This window comes from Actinomadura napierensis (genome assembly GCF_039529375.1).
Lineage (GTDB): Bacteria > Actinomycetota > Actinomycetes > Streptosporangiales > Streptosporangiaceae > Spirillospora > Spirillospora napierensis.
This window is the reverse complement of record NZ_BAAAMR010000080.1, coordinates 1-15,356: the sequence shown is the minus strand read 5'-3', so window position 1 is coordinate 15,356 and position 15,356 is coordinate 1. Positions and strand designations below refer to the sequence as shown.

General features: G+C 75.0%; 16 protein-coding genes. 5 read left to right on the top strand and 11 right to left on the bottom strand.

What is annotated here, in order from left to right; translation table 11 throughout:
* Positions 1 to 103 precede the first annotated feature (103 nt).
* The 9 genes from trpA to ABD296_RS34625 form a co-directional block, all read right to left on the bottom strand.
* Positions 104 to 916 carry a tryptophan synthase subunit alpha gene (trpA, locus tag ABD296_RS34665; RefSeq protein ID WP_344277215.1) on the bottom strand — a complete coding sequence of 271 codons (813 nt, stop codon included), beginning with the start codon at positions 914 to 916 and terminating at the stop codon, positions 104 to 106.
* Positions 913 to 2,145, bottom strand: a complete 1,233-nt coding sequence (trpB, locus tag ABD296_RS34660; protein WP_344277213.1) for a tryptophan synthase subunit beta — start codon at positions 2,143 to 2,145, stop codon at positions 913 to 915. The genes trpA and trpB overlap by 4 nt, the downstream gene beginning before the upstream one ends.
* Positions 2,146 to 2,278: 133 nt before the next feature.
* Positions 2,279 to 3,085 carry an indole-3-glycerol phosphate synthase TrpC gene (gene trpC / locus ABD296_RS34655; RefSeq protein WP_344277211.1) on the bottom strand — a complete coding sequence of 269 codons (807 nt, stop codon included), beginning with the start codon at positions 3,083 to 3,085 and terminating at the stop codon, positions 2,279 to 2,281.
* Between the two features lie 133 nt (positions 3,086 to 3,218).
* Positions 3,219 to 3,599 (bottom strand): DUF2752 domain-containing protein, encoded by a 381-nt coding sequence (locus ABD296_RS34650; protein WP_344277209.1) that lies wholly within the window; start codon positions 3,597 to 3,599, stop codon positions 3,219 to 3,221.
* Positions 3,600 to 3,725: 126 nt separating this feature from the next.
* On the bottom strand, positions 3,726 to 4,385 hold the full coding sequence (locus tag ABD296_RS34645) for a response regulator transcription factor (protein WP_344277207.1): 660 nt from the start codon (positions 4,383 to 4,385) through the stop codon (positions 3,726 to 3,728).
* Positions 4,382 to 5,065 carry a Trp biosynthesis-associated membrane protein gene (locus ABD296_RS34640; RefSeq protein WP_344277205.1) on the bottom strand — a complete coding sequence of 228 codons (684 nt, stop codon included), beginning with the start codon at positions 5,063 to 5,065 and terminating at the stop codon, positions 4,382 to 4,384. The genes ABD296_RS34645 and ABD296_RS34640 overlap by 4 nt, the downstream gene beginning before the upstream one ends.
* Positions 5,062 to 5,445: a phosphoribosyl-AMP cyclohydrolase gene (gene hisI / locus ABD296_RS34635; RefSeq protein WP_344277203.1), complete on the bottom strand. Its 384-nt coding sequence runs from the start codon at positions 5,443 to 5,445 to the stop codon at positions 5,062 to 5,064. Before hisI ends, ABD296_RS34640 begins: the two co-directional genes overlap by 4 nt.
* A 122-nt stretch (positions 5,446 to 5,567) precedes the next feature.
* A complete protein-coding gene (locus ABD296_RS34630) occupies positions 5,568 to 5,774 on the bottom strand; it encodes a cold-shock protein (protein ID WP_030144886.1) in 207 nt (68 codons plus the stop codon).
* 253 nt (positions 5,775 to 6,027) lie between these two features.
* A complete protein-coding gene (locus ABD296_RS34625) occupies positions 6,028 to 6,708 on the bottom strand; it encodes a TIGR03085 family metal-binding protein (RefSeq protein WP_344277199.1) in 681 nt (226 codons plus the stop codon).
* Positions 6,709 to 6,898: 190 nt separating this feature from the next.
* Here ABD296_RS34625 and ABD296_RS34620 point away from each other — a divergent pair, with 190 nt between their 5' ends.
* The 4 genes from ABD296_RS34620 (at position 6,899) to ABD296_RS34605 (ending at position 12,336) form a co-directional block, all read left to right on the top strand.
* Complete coding sequence (locus ABD296_RS34620; RefSeq protein ID WP_344277271.1) at positions 6,899 to 8,692, top strand: ABC transporter ATP-binding protein; 1,794 nt, start codon at positions 6,899 to 6,901, stop codon at positions 8,690 to 8,692.
* A complete protein-coding gene (locus ABD296_RS34615) occupies positions 8,689 to 10,485 on the top strand; it encodes an ABC transporter ATP-binding protein (protein ID WP_344277197.1) in 1,797 nt (598 codons plus the stop codon). Before ABD296_RS34620 ends, ABD296_RS34615 begins: the two co-directional genes overlap by 4 nt.
* A 49-nt stretch (positions 10,486 to 10,534) precedes the next feature.
* Positions 10,535 to 11,788, top strand: coding sequence for a hypothetical protein (locus tag ABD296_RS34610; protein WP_344277195.1), 1,254 nt, complete (start codon positions 10,535 to 10,537; stop codon positions 11,786 to 11,788).
* A 101-nt stretch (positions 11,789 to 11,889) separates the two neighbouring features.
* A complete protein-coding gene (locus tag ABD296_RS34605; protein ID WP_344277193.1) occupies positions 11,890 to 12,336 on the top strand; it encodes a hypothetical protein in 447 nt (148 codons plus the stop codon).
* Positions 12,337 to 12,368: 32 nt separating this feature from the next.
* Here the strand turns inward: ABD296_RS34605 and ABD296_RS34600 are convergent, their stop codons facing one another.
* Positions 12,369 to 12,941, bottom strand: coding sequence for a phosphorylase family protein (locus ABD296_RS34600; protein WP_344277191.1), 573 nt, complete (start codon positions 12,939 to 12,941; stop codon positions 12,369 to 12,371).
* Between the two features lie 78 nt (positions 12,942 to 13,019).
* Between ABD296_RS34600 and ABD296_RS34595 the strand changes: the two genes are divergently transcribed.
* Positions 13,020 to 14,195, top strand: coding sequence for a winged helix DNA-binding domain-containing protein (locus tag ABD296_RS34595; RefSeq protein ID WP_344277189.1), 1,176 nt, complete (start codon positions 13,020 to 13,022; stop codon positions 14,193 to 14,195).
* A 117-nt stretch (positions 14,196 to 14,312) separates the two neighbouring features.
* Here the strand turns inward: ABD296_RS34595 and ABD296_RS34590 are convergent.
* On the bottom strand, positions 14,313 to 15,356 hold a 1,044-nt coding region (locus ABD296_RS34590), incomplete at its 5' end, for a hypothetical protein (protein WP_344277187.1).

Below are 15,356 nucleotides of genomic sequence, written 5' to 3'. Positions count from 1 at the left end.
ACGCCGATTCCGCGGACGTCGATGATCCCTTTTCCGGGCGGTGCCGCGCCGGCGGGGCCGGCGGCCCTTGCCGGCGGCGCTTTTCAGCCGCCCTCGCGGACGTTCAGCGGCCCTTGCGGACGCCCTCGGCCAGTTCCCCGGTGAGGGCGCGGACGCCGGCGAGGCCGGTGGCGAGGTCCGGGGCGTCCAGCAGCCGGCGGATGAACGCCGAGCCGACGATCACGCCGTCGGCGAAGCCCGCGACCTCGGCGGCCTGCGCGCCGTTGCCCACCCCGAGCCCGAGCCCGACCGGCAGGTCCCGGCCGGACCGGCCGATGATCTCCTTGGTGCGCTCGACCAGCCGCGGCGCGCCGGTGTCGACGGCGGTGCGGGCACCGGTGACGCCCATCAGCGACGCCGCGTACACGAACCCGCGGCAGGCCCCGGTGACGGCCTCGATGCGCTCGCCGGTGGAGCTGAGCGCGACCAGGAACACCCGGTCGAGGCCGTGCTCGTCGGCGGCCTCGAGCCACTCGCCGCCCTCCTCGGGCGTGAGGTCGGGGGTGATCAGCCCGGCGCCGCCGGCGCTCGCGAGGTCGCGGGCGAACGCGCCGACGCCGTGCCGGTCAACGGGGTTCCAGTACGTCATCACCAGGGTCGGGACGCCGGTGGCGGCGACGGCCTCGACGGTGCGGAACACGTCGGCGACCCGGACGCCCCCGACGAGCGCGCGGTGGACGGCGTCCTGAATGGTGGGGCCGTCCATCATCGGGTCGGTGTAGGGCAGCCCGATCTCGATGACGTCGCAGCCGGCGTCGACCATGGTCTTCGCGGCCTCGATCGCGCCGTCGAAGGAGGGGAACCCGGCGGGCAGGTACCCGACGAGGGCGGCGCGGTTCTCCGCCCTGGCCTTGTCGTAGGCGTCCTTGACGGTCACTGCGGGTCTCCCTCGGGCATCAGGCCGAAGAAGGAGGCGGCCGTGTGCATGTCCTTGTCGCCGCGCCCGGACAGGCAGACCACGATCGTGGCGTCCGGGCCCAGTTCCCTGCCGACCTTGAGCGCGCCGGCCAGCGCGTGCGCGGACTCGATCGCCGGGATGATGCCCTCGGTGCGGCACAGCAGCGAGAACGCGTCCATCGCCTCGGCGTCGGTGATCTCGCGGTACTCGGCGCGGCCGGAGTCGTGCAGCCACGAGTGCTCCGGGCCGACGCCGGGGTAGTCCAGGCCCGCGGAGATCGAGTGGGTCTCCAGGGTCTGGCCGTCGTCGTCCTGCAGCAGGTAGGTGCGCATGCCGTGGATGACGCCGAGCGAGCCGCCGACGAGCGTCGCGGCGTGCCTGCCGGACGCGACGCCGTCGCCGCCCGCCTCGAACCCGTAGAGCCGGACGGACTCGTCGGGGACGAAGGCGTGGAACATGCCGATGGCGTTGGAGCCGCCGCCGACGCAGGCGACGACCGCGTCCGGCAGCGCGCCGGTCAGTTCGAGGCACTGCCGCCGCGCCTCCACGCCGATGATCCGCTGGAAGTCGCGGACCATCATCGGGAACGGGTGCGGGCCCATCACCGAGCCGATGCAGTAGTGGGTGTTCTCGACGCTGGCGACCCAGTCGCGGAACGCCTCGTTGCAGGCGTCCTTGAGCGTGCGGCTGCCGGTCCGCACCGGGACGACCTCGGCGCCGAGCATCCGCATCCGCGCGACGTTGAGGGCCTGCCGCTCGGTGTCGACCTCGCCCATGTAGACGGTGCACTCCAGGCCGAGCAGCGCCGCGGCCGTGGCGGTCGCGACGCCGTGCTGCCCGGCGCCGGTCTCGGCGATCACCCGGGTCTTGCCCATCCGCCGGGTGAGCAGTACCTGGCCGAGCACGTTGTTGATCTTGTGGGAGCCGGTGTGGTTGAGGTCCTCGCGCTTCAGCAGCACCCGGGCGCCGCCCGCCTGCGCGCCGAACCGCTTGGCCTCGGTCAGCAGGCTCGGCCGGCCCGCGTAGTTCGCGAGCAGGTCGTCGAGCTCCGCGGTGAACGCGGGGTCGTTCTTGGCGGTCTCGAACTCGCGGGTCAGCTCGTCCAGCGCCGCCATCAGCGCCTCGGGGGCGAACCGCCCGCCGAAGGGCCCGAAGTGGCCGGTGGCGTCGGGGACGGCGGCAGCGCGCGCCGCACTGTCGATGGTCATGGGAAACGCGTCCTGTCATGCGTGAAGGGGCCTGCGTCGGACAGTCTCAGGGAGATGCGGCGAGGCCCCGCCATCGCTCGTGGAGCGGCTCTGCGGGCATGGACGTAGCCTATCGACTCTCCACCGCGGCCCGTCAGCCGCTCTGCCGCAGCGCCGGGTGCGCGCCCGCCGCGACCAGGTCGGCGACGGCGGACCGCGGGTCGCGGCCGATCACCAGGCTCTCCCCGACCAGCACCGCGTCCGCGCCGCTGGAGGCGTAGGCGAGCAGGTCGTGCGGGCCCCGCACCCCCGACTCGGCGATCTTCACGACGTCCTTCGGGATCGCGGGGACGACCCGCGCGAACACCCCCCGGTCGACCTGCAGGGTGCGCAGGTCGCGCGCGTTCACCCCGATGACCTTGGCGCCCGCGTCCACGGCGCGGGCGGCCTCCTCCTCGGTGTGCACCTCGACCAGCGGCAGCAGCCCGATCGACTCGGCGCGCTCGACCAGCGACACCAGCGCGTCCTGCTCCAGCGCGGCGACGATCAGCAGCGCCATGTCGGCGCCGTGCGCGCGCGCCTCCCACAGCTGGTAGGAGGTGACGATGAAGTCCTTGCGCAGGACGGATATGCCGACGTTGGCGCGCACGTCCGCGAGGTCCTGCAGGCTGCCGCCGAAGCGGCGCCGCTCGGTCAGCACGCTGATCACCTTGGCGCCGCCGGCCTCGTAGTCGCGGGCGAGCGCGGCGGGGTCGGCGATCGCGGCGAGCGCGCCCTTGGACGGGCTGCTGCGCTTGACCTCGGCGATGACCGAGACGCCCGGCCCGCGCAGCGCCGCGAGCGCGTCGCGGGGGGCGGCGGCGGCCGCCGCCTTGTCCTTCAGCGCGCCGAGCGGGACCTCCCGCTGCCGTTCGGCGAGATCGGCCCGGACGCCGTCGATGATCTCGTCCAAGACGCTCAAGTGGCAGGCCCCCTATTTTCGGTCGATCCGTGCACCGATCGTAGCCGCCCCCGCCGACGGTCCTCGCACCCGGGAGGGGTCCGGGGCCCCCGGCGGGCACGGCGCTCCGGTGTCCGGCGGCGCCGCCCGCGGGTCAGGGCGCCAGGGCGTGCGCGAACGGCAGGTTCCGCACGATCCAGAAGGCGATCACCACGCCGAGGAAGGAGTACACCGCCACCGGCCGGAACAGCGCGGACTGCATCGGCCGCCCCTGCACGCTGAGCACCGTCCAGCGGACGTAGAGGTAGCCGAAGACGGGCAGCAGCAGGAAGACCAGCGGGTTGAACCCGAACGCGGTGCCCACGTGACCGTGCGTGAGCGCGTTGACCAGCCGCGTCGCGCCGCAGCCGGGGCAGTAGCAGCCGGTCATGGCCAGGAACGGGCAGGTCGGGTAGTGGCCCGGCTGGTTCGGGTCGACCAGCGCGACCAGCGTCGCCCCCGCCGCCACCACGCCCAGCAGGGTCCCCTGCGGCATCAGCGCCCGCACCACTCCCCTGCGCCCCGTCGGACGAGGCGAAGCGGCCCCCGGATGCGCTGGCACGTCTGCACGGCTCATCCCACCCACCCTAGGCGCCGGCCCGCAGGGCGTCCCCCCGAAAAATCACGCATCCAGCACGTATCCGACGCCGCGGACGGTGCGGATGGGGTTGTCGTGGCCGAGTTTGGCGCGGAGCTGGGCGACGTGGACGTCGACGGTGCGGCTGCCGGCCCCGGCGCCGGGGCCCCAGGCGGCGTCAAGGAGCTGCTCGCGGGTGAAGACGCGGCCGGGGTTGGCCATCAGGAACTCGAGGAGGTCGAACTCGGTGACGGTGAGGGCGACGCGGCGGTCGCCGACGGCGGCGGTGCGGTCGTGCGGGTCGACGGCGACGGGACCGGCGCGCAGGGGGCCGGGCGCCGGGAGGGGGACGAGGCGGCGCAGCGCGTCGCCGACGGCGGCTACGAGCACGCGGGGGCCGAAGGGGCGGTCCACCCGGTGCTCGCCGAGGGCGCGGGAGACCGCGGGGTCGAGGGGCCCGGTGACGGCCACGACCGGCGCGGGGCGGGCCGCGTCGGCGACGCGGCGGTACAGGTCGGCGGGCAGCCGGCTGGTGGACAGGTCGAGGACGACGACGTCGGGCCGGGCGCGCTCGGCGGCGGCGGGCCCGCGCCCGGGGACGGCCTCGATCCGCACGTCGTAGCCCTCGCGGGCGAGGTAGCGGCGCTGCAGTTCGGCGACGGCGGGGTCGTGCTCGGCGACCAGGACCAGGCCGTCGGCGGTCACGGGCGGCCGTTCCGGTGCGCGGCGGGGCCGGCTTCCTCGCGTCCGGCCGGATCCTGCGCGGGGGGTCCGGCCGGCTCGTCCGGGGCGGTCGGGTCCTCGCCGCGGTCGAGGGACTTCCACAGGGCGGACGGGTCCTCAGCCGGGGCGCCGGCCGGGCCGGCCTTGCGGGCGGCGGGACGGGGCGCGTCGGTGCCGGTCCGTTCGTAGCGGGCGGACATGCCGGGCCAGCGGGCGCCGCGGACGGCGGCGAAGAGGCCGCCGGCGACGAGCAGGACGCCCCCGGTCACCGAGGCCATCCACCACAGGTTGACCGACAGGGAGGGGTGCGCGCCGATCTTCAGCAGGGCGCTCTTGTCCCCGGCGACCGACAGCACGTGGGCGCGCTGGACGGCCGCGGCCGAGGCGTAGACGACGCCGGCGCCGAACAGGGCGATGAGGACGCCGACCCCGGACCGGATGCGGCCCCGGGTGGCGAACAGGGCGGCGAGCCCGGCGAGGCCGGCCCAGCCGAGGGCGGTGGCGGTGCCGCCGAGGTCGTGGCCGGTCAGGTGCTGGGAGAACGGGGTGATGGCGTCCTCGGCCTTGACCGTGGCCCAGGTGGGGTTCCCGGCCAGCAGGGCCAGGCCCGCGCCGGCGGCGCACAGCAGCGCGGTGAGGCCGCGCTCACGCCCGGGGGTCATGACCGGGCGTCAGGGCGTTCCCCGACCACGGCGTCGAGCACGTCGGCGTCCCAGCAGGTGCGGTCGCCGGTGTGGCAGGCGGCGCCGACCTGGTCCACCTTGACCAGGATCGCGTCGGCGTCGCAGTCGAGGGCGACGGACTTCACCCACTGCTGGTGGCCGGAGGTCTCGCCCTTCACCCAGTACTCCCGCCGGCTGCGCGACCAGTAGGTGCAGCGTCCGGTGGTGAGGGTGCGGTGCAGGGCCTCGTCGTCCATCCAGCCGAGCATGAGCACCTCGCCGGTGTCGTACTGCTGGGCGATCGCGGGCACCAGGCCGGCGGCGTCGCGCTTCAGCCGTTCGGCGATCTTGGGGTCCAGATTGGACGAGGGAACGGACATGGTGTCCATTGTGCCGGGTGGTCCCCGGTACCCGCGACGGCCCCCGGCGCGGGGCGGCGGGACACGAAAGGGCCCGCCTTCCCGGGAGAGGGGAGACGGGCCCGGACGTACGACTGCGGGTGTTACAGGGGGACGACCTGGTCGGCCTGCGGACCCCGGTTACCCTGCGTAACCTCGAACTGGACGCGCTGGTTCTCGTCCAGGGAGCGATACCCGGAGGACTGGATGGCCGAGTAGTGCACGAAGACGTCCGGTCCACCGCCGTCCACGGCGATGAAGCCGAAGCCCTTCTCGGCGTTGAACCACTTCACGGTGCCCTGCTGGGGCATGTCTTTCTCCTTGCGGCAAAACATGGGCCCACACCTCGCGGGCCCGGCGCGGTCACTGCGGAACGCTCTCGCCCCCCGGTACGGTCCCGGAAAAGCCAAAACGCCCGCTGCCATCAGTCCGCGGGCGTCTGGACAAACGATCGAGAACCACGACTGCAACCGACCGGTCCACCGTATCACCGGTTCCGCGCAAAACGCAGGAGCGGGAAGGGTTGCGATTCTCCTCTCGGCGAACCCCGCCGTTACCTGCCCGTTAAAGACTCCAACCGGTCTCGGTCAGGGTCTTGACAGAGTCCGTGGGCCCGGTGAGGCGGACCCGCGCGACGTCCGTGCGGCCGAGCGCCCACAGGACGAGTTCGCCGACCGGGCCGTGCACCCGCACGGGCCCGGGGCCGCCGCCGGGGCCGCCGCGGCCCCGGGCGCGGCCGCCGCCGGACACCCGGGCGCTGCGTCCGTCGGGGCGCACCAGCGTTACCTCGACGTGAACTTTTCTTAGGACAAAGCGGGCAATTTTTATGCGTCGCCAGAGAAGTTCCTCGAGTTCACCGGACAGGTCCCTGGGCTCCCAGTCCGGGCCGGCCCGGCGGATGTCCTCATGGTGAACAAAGAACTCGACGCCGTTGGCGATTTTGTCCACACCGGGAAGCGCGTAGGGCGACCACTTCGGCGGACCCTGCCGAAACCGTTCCACCAGCCGCTCGAACGGCACGGCCCGCGCGGTGCGCCGCCGGACGCGCTCGGTGTAGAAGGCCAGCGGGGGCAGCAGTATTCCGGGCCCGGCGTCCGGCCGCCCTTCCCGGACGACCAGGTGCGCGGCCAGGTCGCGGGCGTCCCAGCCGCCGCACCGGGTGGGCGCGTCGGGCCCCGCCCCGGCCAGGGCGCCGGCCAGCAGGCCGCGCTCGCGCCGGACGGGGTCGTCCTCGGGCGTGCTCATTGAATGATCGTAGGCCGCCGCGGGCCGCTCGGGAATAAGCGTCCGGGCCGCATGGTAGGGACTATTCAGGCCCGCAAACCCCCACAACCCCGTACGCAGGGGGCAAAATCCCGGGTCGCCGTGCCGTGATCGAGGAGTCGCCGTGCCGCCTGCGTCCAGACGCGTCAGCCCCCATGTCCTCCGGGAGGGGATGCGGGTGCTGTGGGTCGCCGTCCGCGCCGAGCCGCGGGTGTTCACCGTGTCGGTGGTCGCCAGCGCGGTGTACGCGGCGATGACCGTGGGGACCGCCCAGGTGCTCGGCTGGGTGACCCAGACCGTCGTCCTGCCCGCTTTCCGGGAGGGGCACACCACGGCCGGGGCCCTGTCCGGCGCGGCGGCGGCGATCGTCGGCGTCGCACTGCTGAAGGCGCTCGGCGTCGCGGGCCGCCGCTTCTACGCGGGCCTGATGCAGTACCGGATGCAGGCCGCCTACCGGCGGTCGGTGACCCGGCAGTACCTGCGGCTGCCGCTGGCCTGGCACCACCGGCACCCGACCGGGCAGCTGCTGTCGAACGCCAACGCCGACGTGGAGGCGGTGTGGGCGCCGATCGCGCCGCTGCCGATGGCGGTCGGCGTGGTGTTCATGCTGCTGATCGCGGCGGTGTCGATCCTGCTCACCGACGTCGCGGTCGCCGGCGTCGCCTTCCTGCTCTTCCCGGCGATCGCGCTGATCAACGTGGTGTACCAGCGCCGGCTCGCGCCGGTGGCGACCCGCGCGCAGCAGCTGCGCGCCGAGGTCAGCGAGGTCGCGCACGAGAGCTTCGAGGGCGGCCTGGTCGTCAAGACCCTCGGCCGGGAGGCGTCCGAGACCGAGCGGTTCCGGGAGCGGGCGCACGAGCTGCGCGACGCCAACATCGCGGTCGGCCGGATCCGCGGGCTGTTCGACCCGGTGCTGGAGGCGCTGCCGAACCTCGGCGTGCTGGCCGTCCTGCTGATCGGGTCGCTGCGGCTGGAGTCCGGCGCGATGACGGCCGGCGACCTGGTGCACGTGGCGTACCTGTTCACGCTGCTGTCGTGGCCGATCCGGGCGCTCGGCTGGGTGCTGGCGGAGGTGCCGCGCAGCGTCGTCGGCTGGGAGCGGGTCCGCGGCGTGCTGGACGCCTCGGGGTCGCTGCCGTTCGGGGACGCGGCGCTCGGCGAGGACAAGGCCGCCGCGCTGGAGGTCCGCGACGTCCGGTTCTCCTACGAGGGCGCCGACGGCGACCGCGAGGTGCTGCACGACGTGACGTTCACCGCCTCCCCCGGCCGGACGGTCGCGCTGGTCGGCCCCACCGGGTCCGGCAAGTCGACCCTCACCTCGCTGCTGGTGCGGCTGGTCGACCCGGCCGACGGGTCGGTCCTGCTGGACGGGGTGGACCTGCGGGACGTCCGCCGCGGCGGCGTCGCCGCGACGGCCGCGCTCGTCCCGCAGCAGACGTTCCTGTTCGACGACACCGTCCGCGGGAACGTGACACTCGGCCTGGACGTCCCCGACGAGCGCGTCTGGGAGGCGCTGCGGCTCGCGCAGGCGGACGGGTTCGTCGCGGCGCTCGCCGACGGGCTCGACACGAAGGTCGGCGAGCGGGGCGCGACGCTGTCGGGCGGGCAGCGGCAGCGGCTCGCGCTGGCCCGGGCGCTGGTGCGGCGGCCCCGGCTGCTCGTGCTGGACGACGCGACGTCCAGCGTCGACCCGCAGGTGGAGGCGCGCATCCTGGAGAGCCTCCGGGAGGCGCAGACGGCGGAGGACGAGGGGGGCGGCGCGACCGTCGTGGTCGTCGCCTACCGCAAGGCCACGATCGCGCTGGCCGACGAGGTCGTCTACCTCGACCACGGCCGCGTCACCGCGCGCGGCGGCCACGCGGAGCTGCTGGAGACCTCGGCGGGCTACCGCGACCTCGTCACCGCCTACGAGAGGGCGGAAGCGGACCAAGAAGCGCTCGACGGCGGCGAGGAGGCCCTGGCGTGACGGTGCTCAGCGGTACGGGGATCGACGAGACCTCGGCGACCGAGGGCGGGCTGCGGACGCTGCGCCGCGGCCTGCGGCTCAGCCCCGAGTTCCGGGCCGGGCTGGCGGGCACGCTGGTGCTGGCGCTGCTGTCCACGGCGGGCCGGGTGGTGGTGCCGATCGCCGTCCAGCAGACCATGGACAAGGGCCTGGACCGCGCGGGCGGGCCCGACATCGGCTTCATCCGCTCGGCGGTGCTGCTGTGCGCGGTGGCGGTGCTGCTGACGGCGCTGTGCGCGTACGCGATGAACGTCCGGCTGTACAAGACGTCCGAGGGCGGGTTGGCGGGGCTGCGCGTCCAGGCGTTCCGGCACGTCCACGACCTGTCGATGCTGACGCAGAGCGGCGAGCGGCGCGGCTCGCTGGTGTCGCGGGTGACGTCGGACGTCGACCAGATCAGCACCTTCATGCAGTCCGGCGGGCTGATGTTCATCGTGTCGATCGGGCAGCTGCTCGTCGCGAGCGTGCTGATGCTCGTCTACTCGTGGCAGCTGGCGCTGCTGGTGTGGGCGGCGTTCCTGCCGCTGGCGTTCGCGCTGCGCCGCTTCCAGCGGCTCGTGTCCGCCCGGTACATGCAGGTGCGGGAGCGGATGGGCGACCTGCTGGCCGCGGTGAGCGAGTCGGTGGTGGGCGCGGCGGTCATCCGCGCGTACGCCTCCGAGGAGCGCACCGGCCGCCGCGTCGACGAGACGGTCGACGACTTCCGCAGCACCCAGACCCGCGCGCAGGCGATGGTCGCGCTCACCTTCCCGGTGAGCGAGCTGGTCGCCGCCATCGCGACCGGCGGCGTCGTCGTCGCGGGCACGCTGCTGGGCATCGGCGGGCACCTGACCGCCGGTGAGCTGGTGGCGTTCCTGTTCCTGGTCACCCTGTTCGTCAGCCCGATGCAGACGGCGACGGAGGTGCTCAACGACGCGCAGAACGCGATCGCCGGGTGGCGCCGCGTGCTGGGCGTCCTCGACACCGTCCCGGACGTCGCCGACCCCGGCGAGGACGGCGAGGCCCTGCCGCGCGGCCCGATCGAGGTGCGGTTCGAGTCCGTCGGGTTCGCCTACCCGGGCGGTCCGCCCGTCCTGCACGACGTGGACGTGGAGATCGCGCCGCGCAGCCGCGTCGCGATCGTCGGGCAGACCGGGTCGGGCAAGACGACGTTCGCCAAGCTGCTCACCCGCCTCATGGACCCGGTGTCCGGGCGGGTGCTCGTCGACGGCGTGCCGCTGGACCGGGTGCGGTTCTCCTCGCTGCGCGAGCGGATCGTCATGGTGCCGCAGGACGGCTTCCTGTTCGACGCCTCCCTCGCCGACAACATCCGCTACGGCCGTCCGGACGCCACCGACGACGACCTCGCCCGGGCCGTCGCGGAACTGGGCCTCGCCGACTGGCTGGAGGGCCTGCCGCAGGGCCTGGACACCCCCGTGGGGCAGCGCGGCGAGTCCATGTCGGCGGGCGAGCGGCAGCTGGTCGCGCTGGCCCGCGCCTACATCGCCGACCCCGACCTGCTCGTGCTCGACGAGGCGACGTCCGCGGTCGACCCGGCCACCGAGGTCCGGATCCAGCGCGCCCTGGAGGGGGTGACGCGCGGCCGCACCGCGATCTCCATCGCGCACCGCATGTCCACCGCCGAGGCCGCCGACGAGGTGATCGTCTTCGAGGCGGGCCGGATCGTGCAGCGGGGCACGCACGCCGAACTCGTCGCCCGGCCGGGCGTCTACGCCGACCTGCACGCCTCCTGGATCGCCCAAAGAAGCATCTAGAGACCAAAAGCACTTGCCCGTTATCTGGTCGGGTGCGCATTCTGCTGGAGTGAGCAACGAGGTCGTGTTGGAATCGGCGGGCACGCTGCGCGGACAGCTGCAGCGGGGGCTCGGGAGGGCCGCGCGGCGCGCGGCGGACAGGCCCGGTGCGGGCGAGTACGTCTACGACTGCATCCGCAGGGATCCGCGGTGGGACCGGCAGTGCGAGACGCGGGGCCTCTACTACGCCCGGTTGATGGTGGACCTGGAGTTGCCGGTGTGGCCGGTCGCGGAGCATCTCGCCGATCCGGCCGACCATGCCGACGGCGACGAGTGGCGGGTGCGGCTGGCGCTCGAGGTGCTGGGGCATCTGGTGCGGTTGAGCCGGCGGGAGGCGGCGGTGCCGCTGCGCCGGTACGCCGAGGAGGGCGCGCACTGGTTCGACGCGCTCGACGAGCTGGTGCTGCTGGGCGACCCGCGGCTGGCGGACGGGTTGGACGAGCTGGTGGCGGCGCGGTGCGACGACGGTGACATCCGGTCGCTGGTGGCGGGCGGGACGAATCCGGTGCTGGAGAGCTGGGCGGTGCGGCAGCCGCGGATAGCCGAGGCGCTGGCGCGGCGGCGGGAGGCGGGGCGGCCGCGGCGGCCGGTGAGCACGATCCCGGGCGGGGCGGAGCGCACCGAGGCGGAGCTGCTGGAGCTGGCGAGGCGCCGCGACGACGGCGCCATCGCGGCGGTCTTCGAGCTCGGGCGGCGGCGGACGCCGGCGCTGCTGGACCTCGCTGAGGAGGTGCTGCCGCAGCGGCCGAGCAGGTTCGGCGGCGCGGTGTGCCGGGCGCTGCGCGAGTATGGGCCGGAGGCGCTGCCGTGGGCGCGGGCGTGGGCCGCCGAACGCGGCGGCTGCGCGTTCATGGGGATCAGCATGCTCGCCAGGCACGGCACCCGCCAGGACGTCCCGCTGCTGATGGACGAGCTGCGCGAGGCGCTGGAGGCAGGCGAGTGGCGCGCCGCCGCGGGCCCGATCGAGGGGCTCGGGAGACTGCGCGCCGGCGAGGCCGTCCCGTTGCTGAAGACCGCTTGGACCGAATCACCCTACGCTTTCCTGCGACCCCGCATTGTGACCGCTTTGACCCGCACCGCCCCGCACACCGCCGAGTCGTACACCATCGAGGGCCTCTGGGACTGCCAGGAGGGCGTGCGCGCCGAGGCCGCCCGGTTCGCGCCGGTCACCCCCGAGACCCGCATCCGGCTGCAACGCCTCCACCACGACGAAGCCGAGGAGACCGACGTGCGGGCCGCCGCCGGAGCCCGCCTGGCGACCTGAACCGCGTTCGCTCCGAGTCTCTCCCGGCCGCGCTGAACCCTTCCGGCCCCGCGCACGTATTGCCCCGTCGTACCGCGCATCTCTCCCCGGGAGGACGGGCCATGGGCTCCACGCATCACCTCGGACGCGCCGCGAGACTCCCCCGCGCCGGCCTGGCCCTGGCGGCGGCCGCCGTGCTGGCGCTGCCGCTGGCGGCCGGCTGCCAGGCCGGCAAGGCCGGGGCGTCCGGCGACGGCGACCGGGCCGCCGCCCCGGCGAGCCTTGACGAGCTGGCCTCCCGGACGGGGTGCAGCCTCGTCGGCCGGCGCAAGGCGGAGCAGCTCCAGCAGGGCAACTGCCGCAACTCGCGGGGCCAGTACGTCCTGGTCAGCTTCGACCGCGACCAGGACATGAACGCGTGGCTGGACGAGGCGAAGCCGTGGGGCGGGACGTACCTGGTGGGGACGCGCTGGGTGGCGGTGAGCACCCCGGCGACCCTGCAGTCGCTCCGCAAGGACCTGGGCGGGCGCATCCAGTCGGGCGAGATGCACGGGATGAGCCACTCCTGACCCGGGCCGCCTTCGGGCGAGCGCCGCCGCCTTCAGGCGAGCGCCGCGGCCCAGCGCTCCAGCGCCGGGCCGGTGCGCGCCAGGACGCGCCAGGCGGCCAGGCCGCGGGTGACCGTGCCGGGCCGCAGCAGCGGGTGGTGCGGGCCGTCCACGATGACGCGCAGGGCCGCGACCGGCGTCCCGTCCGGGAGGGCCGCCGCGACGCGCGCCGACTCCATGTCGACCGCGCAGGCACCGTCCGCCGCCCACACGTGGCGTTCCCGCTCGCGCACGACCCGGTCCGCGGTGACCAGCGGCCCGACATGGACGCGCAGGCCGCCGCCGGCGAGTTCGGCGGCCCGCGCCCGCGCGCCGGGGCACGGCACGGGCTTGCCGCCGCCGCGGATCTCGTCCGCCACCACGACGGTCCCCGGGGACAGCCGGCCGTCGAGCGCGCCGCCGAACCCGACGACGGCGACGGCCGCGCGGTCCGGCAGCCGGGCGGCGTGCCGCGCGCGGTACCCGACGACCACGGCGGGGGCGCGGGCGAGCCCGCGCCGCACCGCGCGGGCCTCCAGCCGCAGCGCCGCGCACACGACCAGGCCGGACCCGTCGTCACCGGTCATCCGCACAGTGCAGCACGGGGCGGCGCGAAGATCCAGTTCCGTGGCGCGCCGGGCGCCGCGCGGCCCTATGATTCGTTCATGCGTTCGATCAGCGTCACCGAGCGGCGCGCCCGGCTCATGCGGCGGCACCGCCTGGCCCCGGCCGCCCGCACCGACGACGTCGCGGAGATCGCCCGGTCACTGGTGGTGCTGCACGCCACCGACCCGGCCACGGTGTTCCTGTCCGTCGCGGCCCGCTGCGTCACGGCCGGGCCGCCCGACGTGGAGCGCGCGCTGTACGACGACCGGACGCTGCTGCGGATGCTGGCGATGCGCCGGACGATGTTCGTCGTGCCCGTCGACCTCGTCCCGGCGCTGCAGGCGTCCACCGCGAACGCCCTGGCCGCCAAGCAGCGCCGCAGATACGCCGCCCTGATCGAGCGCGGCAGCGACATCGCGGACGTCCCGGCCTGGTTCCGGGAGGTGGAGGAGGCGACGCACCGGACGCTGCTGGCGCGCGGGGAGGCGACCGGCGCGCAGCTGAGCGCGGCCGTGCCGCTGCTGCGCACCCAGGTCGACCCGGCGCCCGGCAAGGCGTACTCGCGGCCGACGGGCGTGACGACGTGGGTGCTGGTGACGCTCGGCTGCGAGGGGCTGATCGTGCGGGGCCGCCCGAACGGCAGCTGGGTCAGCAGCCAGTACCGCTGGGCGCCGATCGAGACGTGGCTGCCCGGCGGCGTCGCGTCCGTCCCGGCGGACGAGGCGCGCGCCGAGGTCGTCCGGCGGTGGCTGCGCGCCTTCGGCCCCGCGCCCGCCGCCGATCTCAAATGGTGGACGGGCTGGACGGCCGGGGAGGTCGGCAAGGCGCTCGCCCGCCTCGACACGGCCGAGGTCGACCTCGGCGGCACGACCGGCATCGTCCTCGCCGACGACCTGGACCCCACTCCCCCGCCGGAGCCCTGCGCCGCGCTGCTGCCCGCGCTGGACGCCACCCCCATGGGCTGGCAGGACCGCGGCTGGTTCCTCGGCGACCACGGCCCGCTGCTGTTCGACCGCAGCGGCAACATCGGCCCGTCCATATGGTGGGACGGCCGGATCGTCGGCGGCTGGGCGCAGCGCAAGGACGGCGAGATCGCCGTCCGGCTGCTGGAGGACGCCGGCGCCGACGCCGAGGCCGCCGTCGCGCGGGAGGCCGAGCGGATTGCCGCCTGGTACGGCGACGTCCGCGCGACCCCCCGCTTCCGCACCCCCCTGGAAAGGGAGCTGACCTCCTGACCGGGCGCCGGGGTCACCCTGCCTGACCGGGCGCCGGGGTCACCCTGCCTGACCGGGCGCCGGGGTCACCCTGCCTGACCGGGCGCCGGGGTCACCGTGCCTGACCGGGCGCCGGGGTCACCGTGCGCGGCCCAGGCGGTAGGCGGCGCCGTCGCGCCACAGCAGCCAGCCGCCCGCCGCGAGGACCGGTCCCTGCACGACCGTCCAGCGGACGCTGGACGGGTGCTCGCGCCGGCTCTCCAGCGTCCTGGTGTAGATCACGCCGGAGGCGCCCGCGCTGGTGTAGGCGATCAGGTGGTCGCCCGCGGTGAGCCGCGTGCCGCCGTCCGCCTTCGTGCCGCCCCGCGCCTTCCCCAGGTCGAGGGGGGTGACGGCCTTCCAGCCGTCGCGGGCGACGATCCGCAGCGTCCCGTCCACGAGTGAGGCGAAGTAGTCCTTGCTGGCCGCCGCCTGCCACTTCTGCTCGGGGCCGGTGCCGGGGACGGCCCGGCGCTCGCCGCCCTTGCCGGGCTTGCCGGTGAGCTCCAGGGGGCGGACGCCGGGCGGGAGCGGGTGCTCCCGGACGATCGCGTCGGTCCTGACGTCGATCTCGCGCAGGACGTCGTCGTTCGAGGTGTCCGCGACGAACAGCGTCGGGTACGCGAACGCCAGCGCCGACCCCAGCACGCCCTTGCCGTGGTTGTCGACGGTGTGGCCGGCGTCGCCGCAGCCGGTGGCGACGAACGGCTGGTTCATCGGGTCGTCGCCGATGACCGCGCCGCCGCCGGTGAGGACGGGATCGGCGGGCGTGGCGCCCTGCGGGCCGATCGCGCCGGTGCGTCCCCCGGAGGTGCGGCAGCTGAGTTTCCAGGAGCCCGGCGCGATCCAGGTGACGAAGCCGTTCCCGGCCGCGAGGCCGCCCTCGGCGCGGACGCCGAGCGGCTTGGGACGGCCGCCCTTCCGCCCTGCGGTGTAGACGCGGCCGTCGGCGGTGCGGCCGACGACCGATCCGTCGGCGCCGAGCGCGTCCGGGGTGAACGTCGCGCCGCCCGGCAGGGCCGCGGGGATGGTGACGATGGTCGAGGGGTCCACCAGGTTCCCCGGCGAGCGGACGCCCGTCGCCGCGTTCGGGCCGCCCCGGTGCGACGCCTCGGGCAGGGCCGCCGGGACCGCCGCCGCGAC

Excerpts from the sequence above, each read along its gene's own strand:
- ABD296_RS34625 (WP_344277199.1), bottom strand. The coding sequence starts at position 6,708 with ATGAGCACGCCCGAGGACGACCCCGTCCGGCGCGAGCGCGGCCTGCTG.
- ABD296_RS34620 (WP_344277271.1), top strand. The coding sequence starts at position 6,899 with ATGCGGGTGCTGTGGGTCGCCGTCCGCGCCGAGCCGCGGGTGTTCACC.
- ABD296_RS34650 (WP_344277209.1), bottom strand. The coding sequence starts at position 3,599 with ATGCCGCAGGGGACCCTGCTGGGCGTGGTGGCGGCGGGGGCGACGCTG.
- trpB (WP_344277213.1), bottom strand. The coding sequence starts at position 2,145 with ATGACCATCGACAGTGCGGCGCGCGCTGCCGCCGTCCCCGACGCCACC.
- ABD296_RS34600 (WP_344277191.1), bottom strand. The coding sequence starts at position 12,941 with ATGACCGGTGACGACGGGTCCGGCCTGGTCGTGTGCGCGGCGCTGCGG.
- ABD296_RS34595 (WP_344277189.1), top strand. The coding sequence starts at position 13,020 with ATGCGTTCGATCAGCGTCACCGAGCGGCGCGCCCGGCTCATGCGGCGG.
- ABD296_RS34640 (WP_344277205.1), bottom strand. The coding sequence starts at position 5,065 with ATGACCCCCGGGCGTGAGCGCGGCCTCACCGCGCTGCTGTGCGCCGCC.
- ABD296_RS34605 (WP_344277193.1), top strand. The coding sequence starts at position 11,890 with ATGGGCTCCACGCATCACCTCGGACGCGCCGCGAGACTCCCCCGCGCC.
- hisI (WP_344277203.1), bottom strand. The coding sequence starts at position 5,445 with ATGTCCGTTCCCTCGTCCAATCTGGACCCCAAGATCGCCGAACGGCTG.
- ABD296_RS34630 (WP_030144886.1), bottom strand. The coding sequence starts at position 5,774 with ATGCCCCAGCAGGGCACCGTGAAGTGGTTCAACGCCGAGAAGGGCTTC.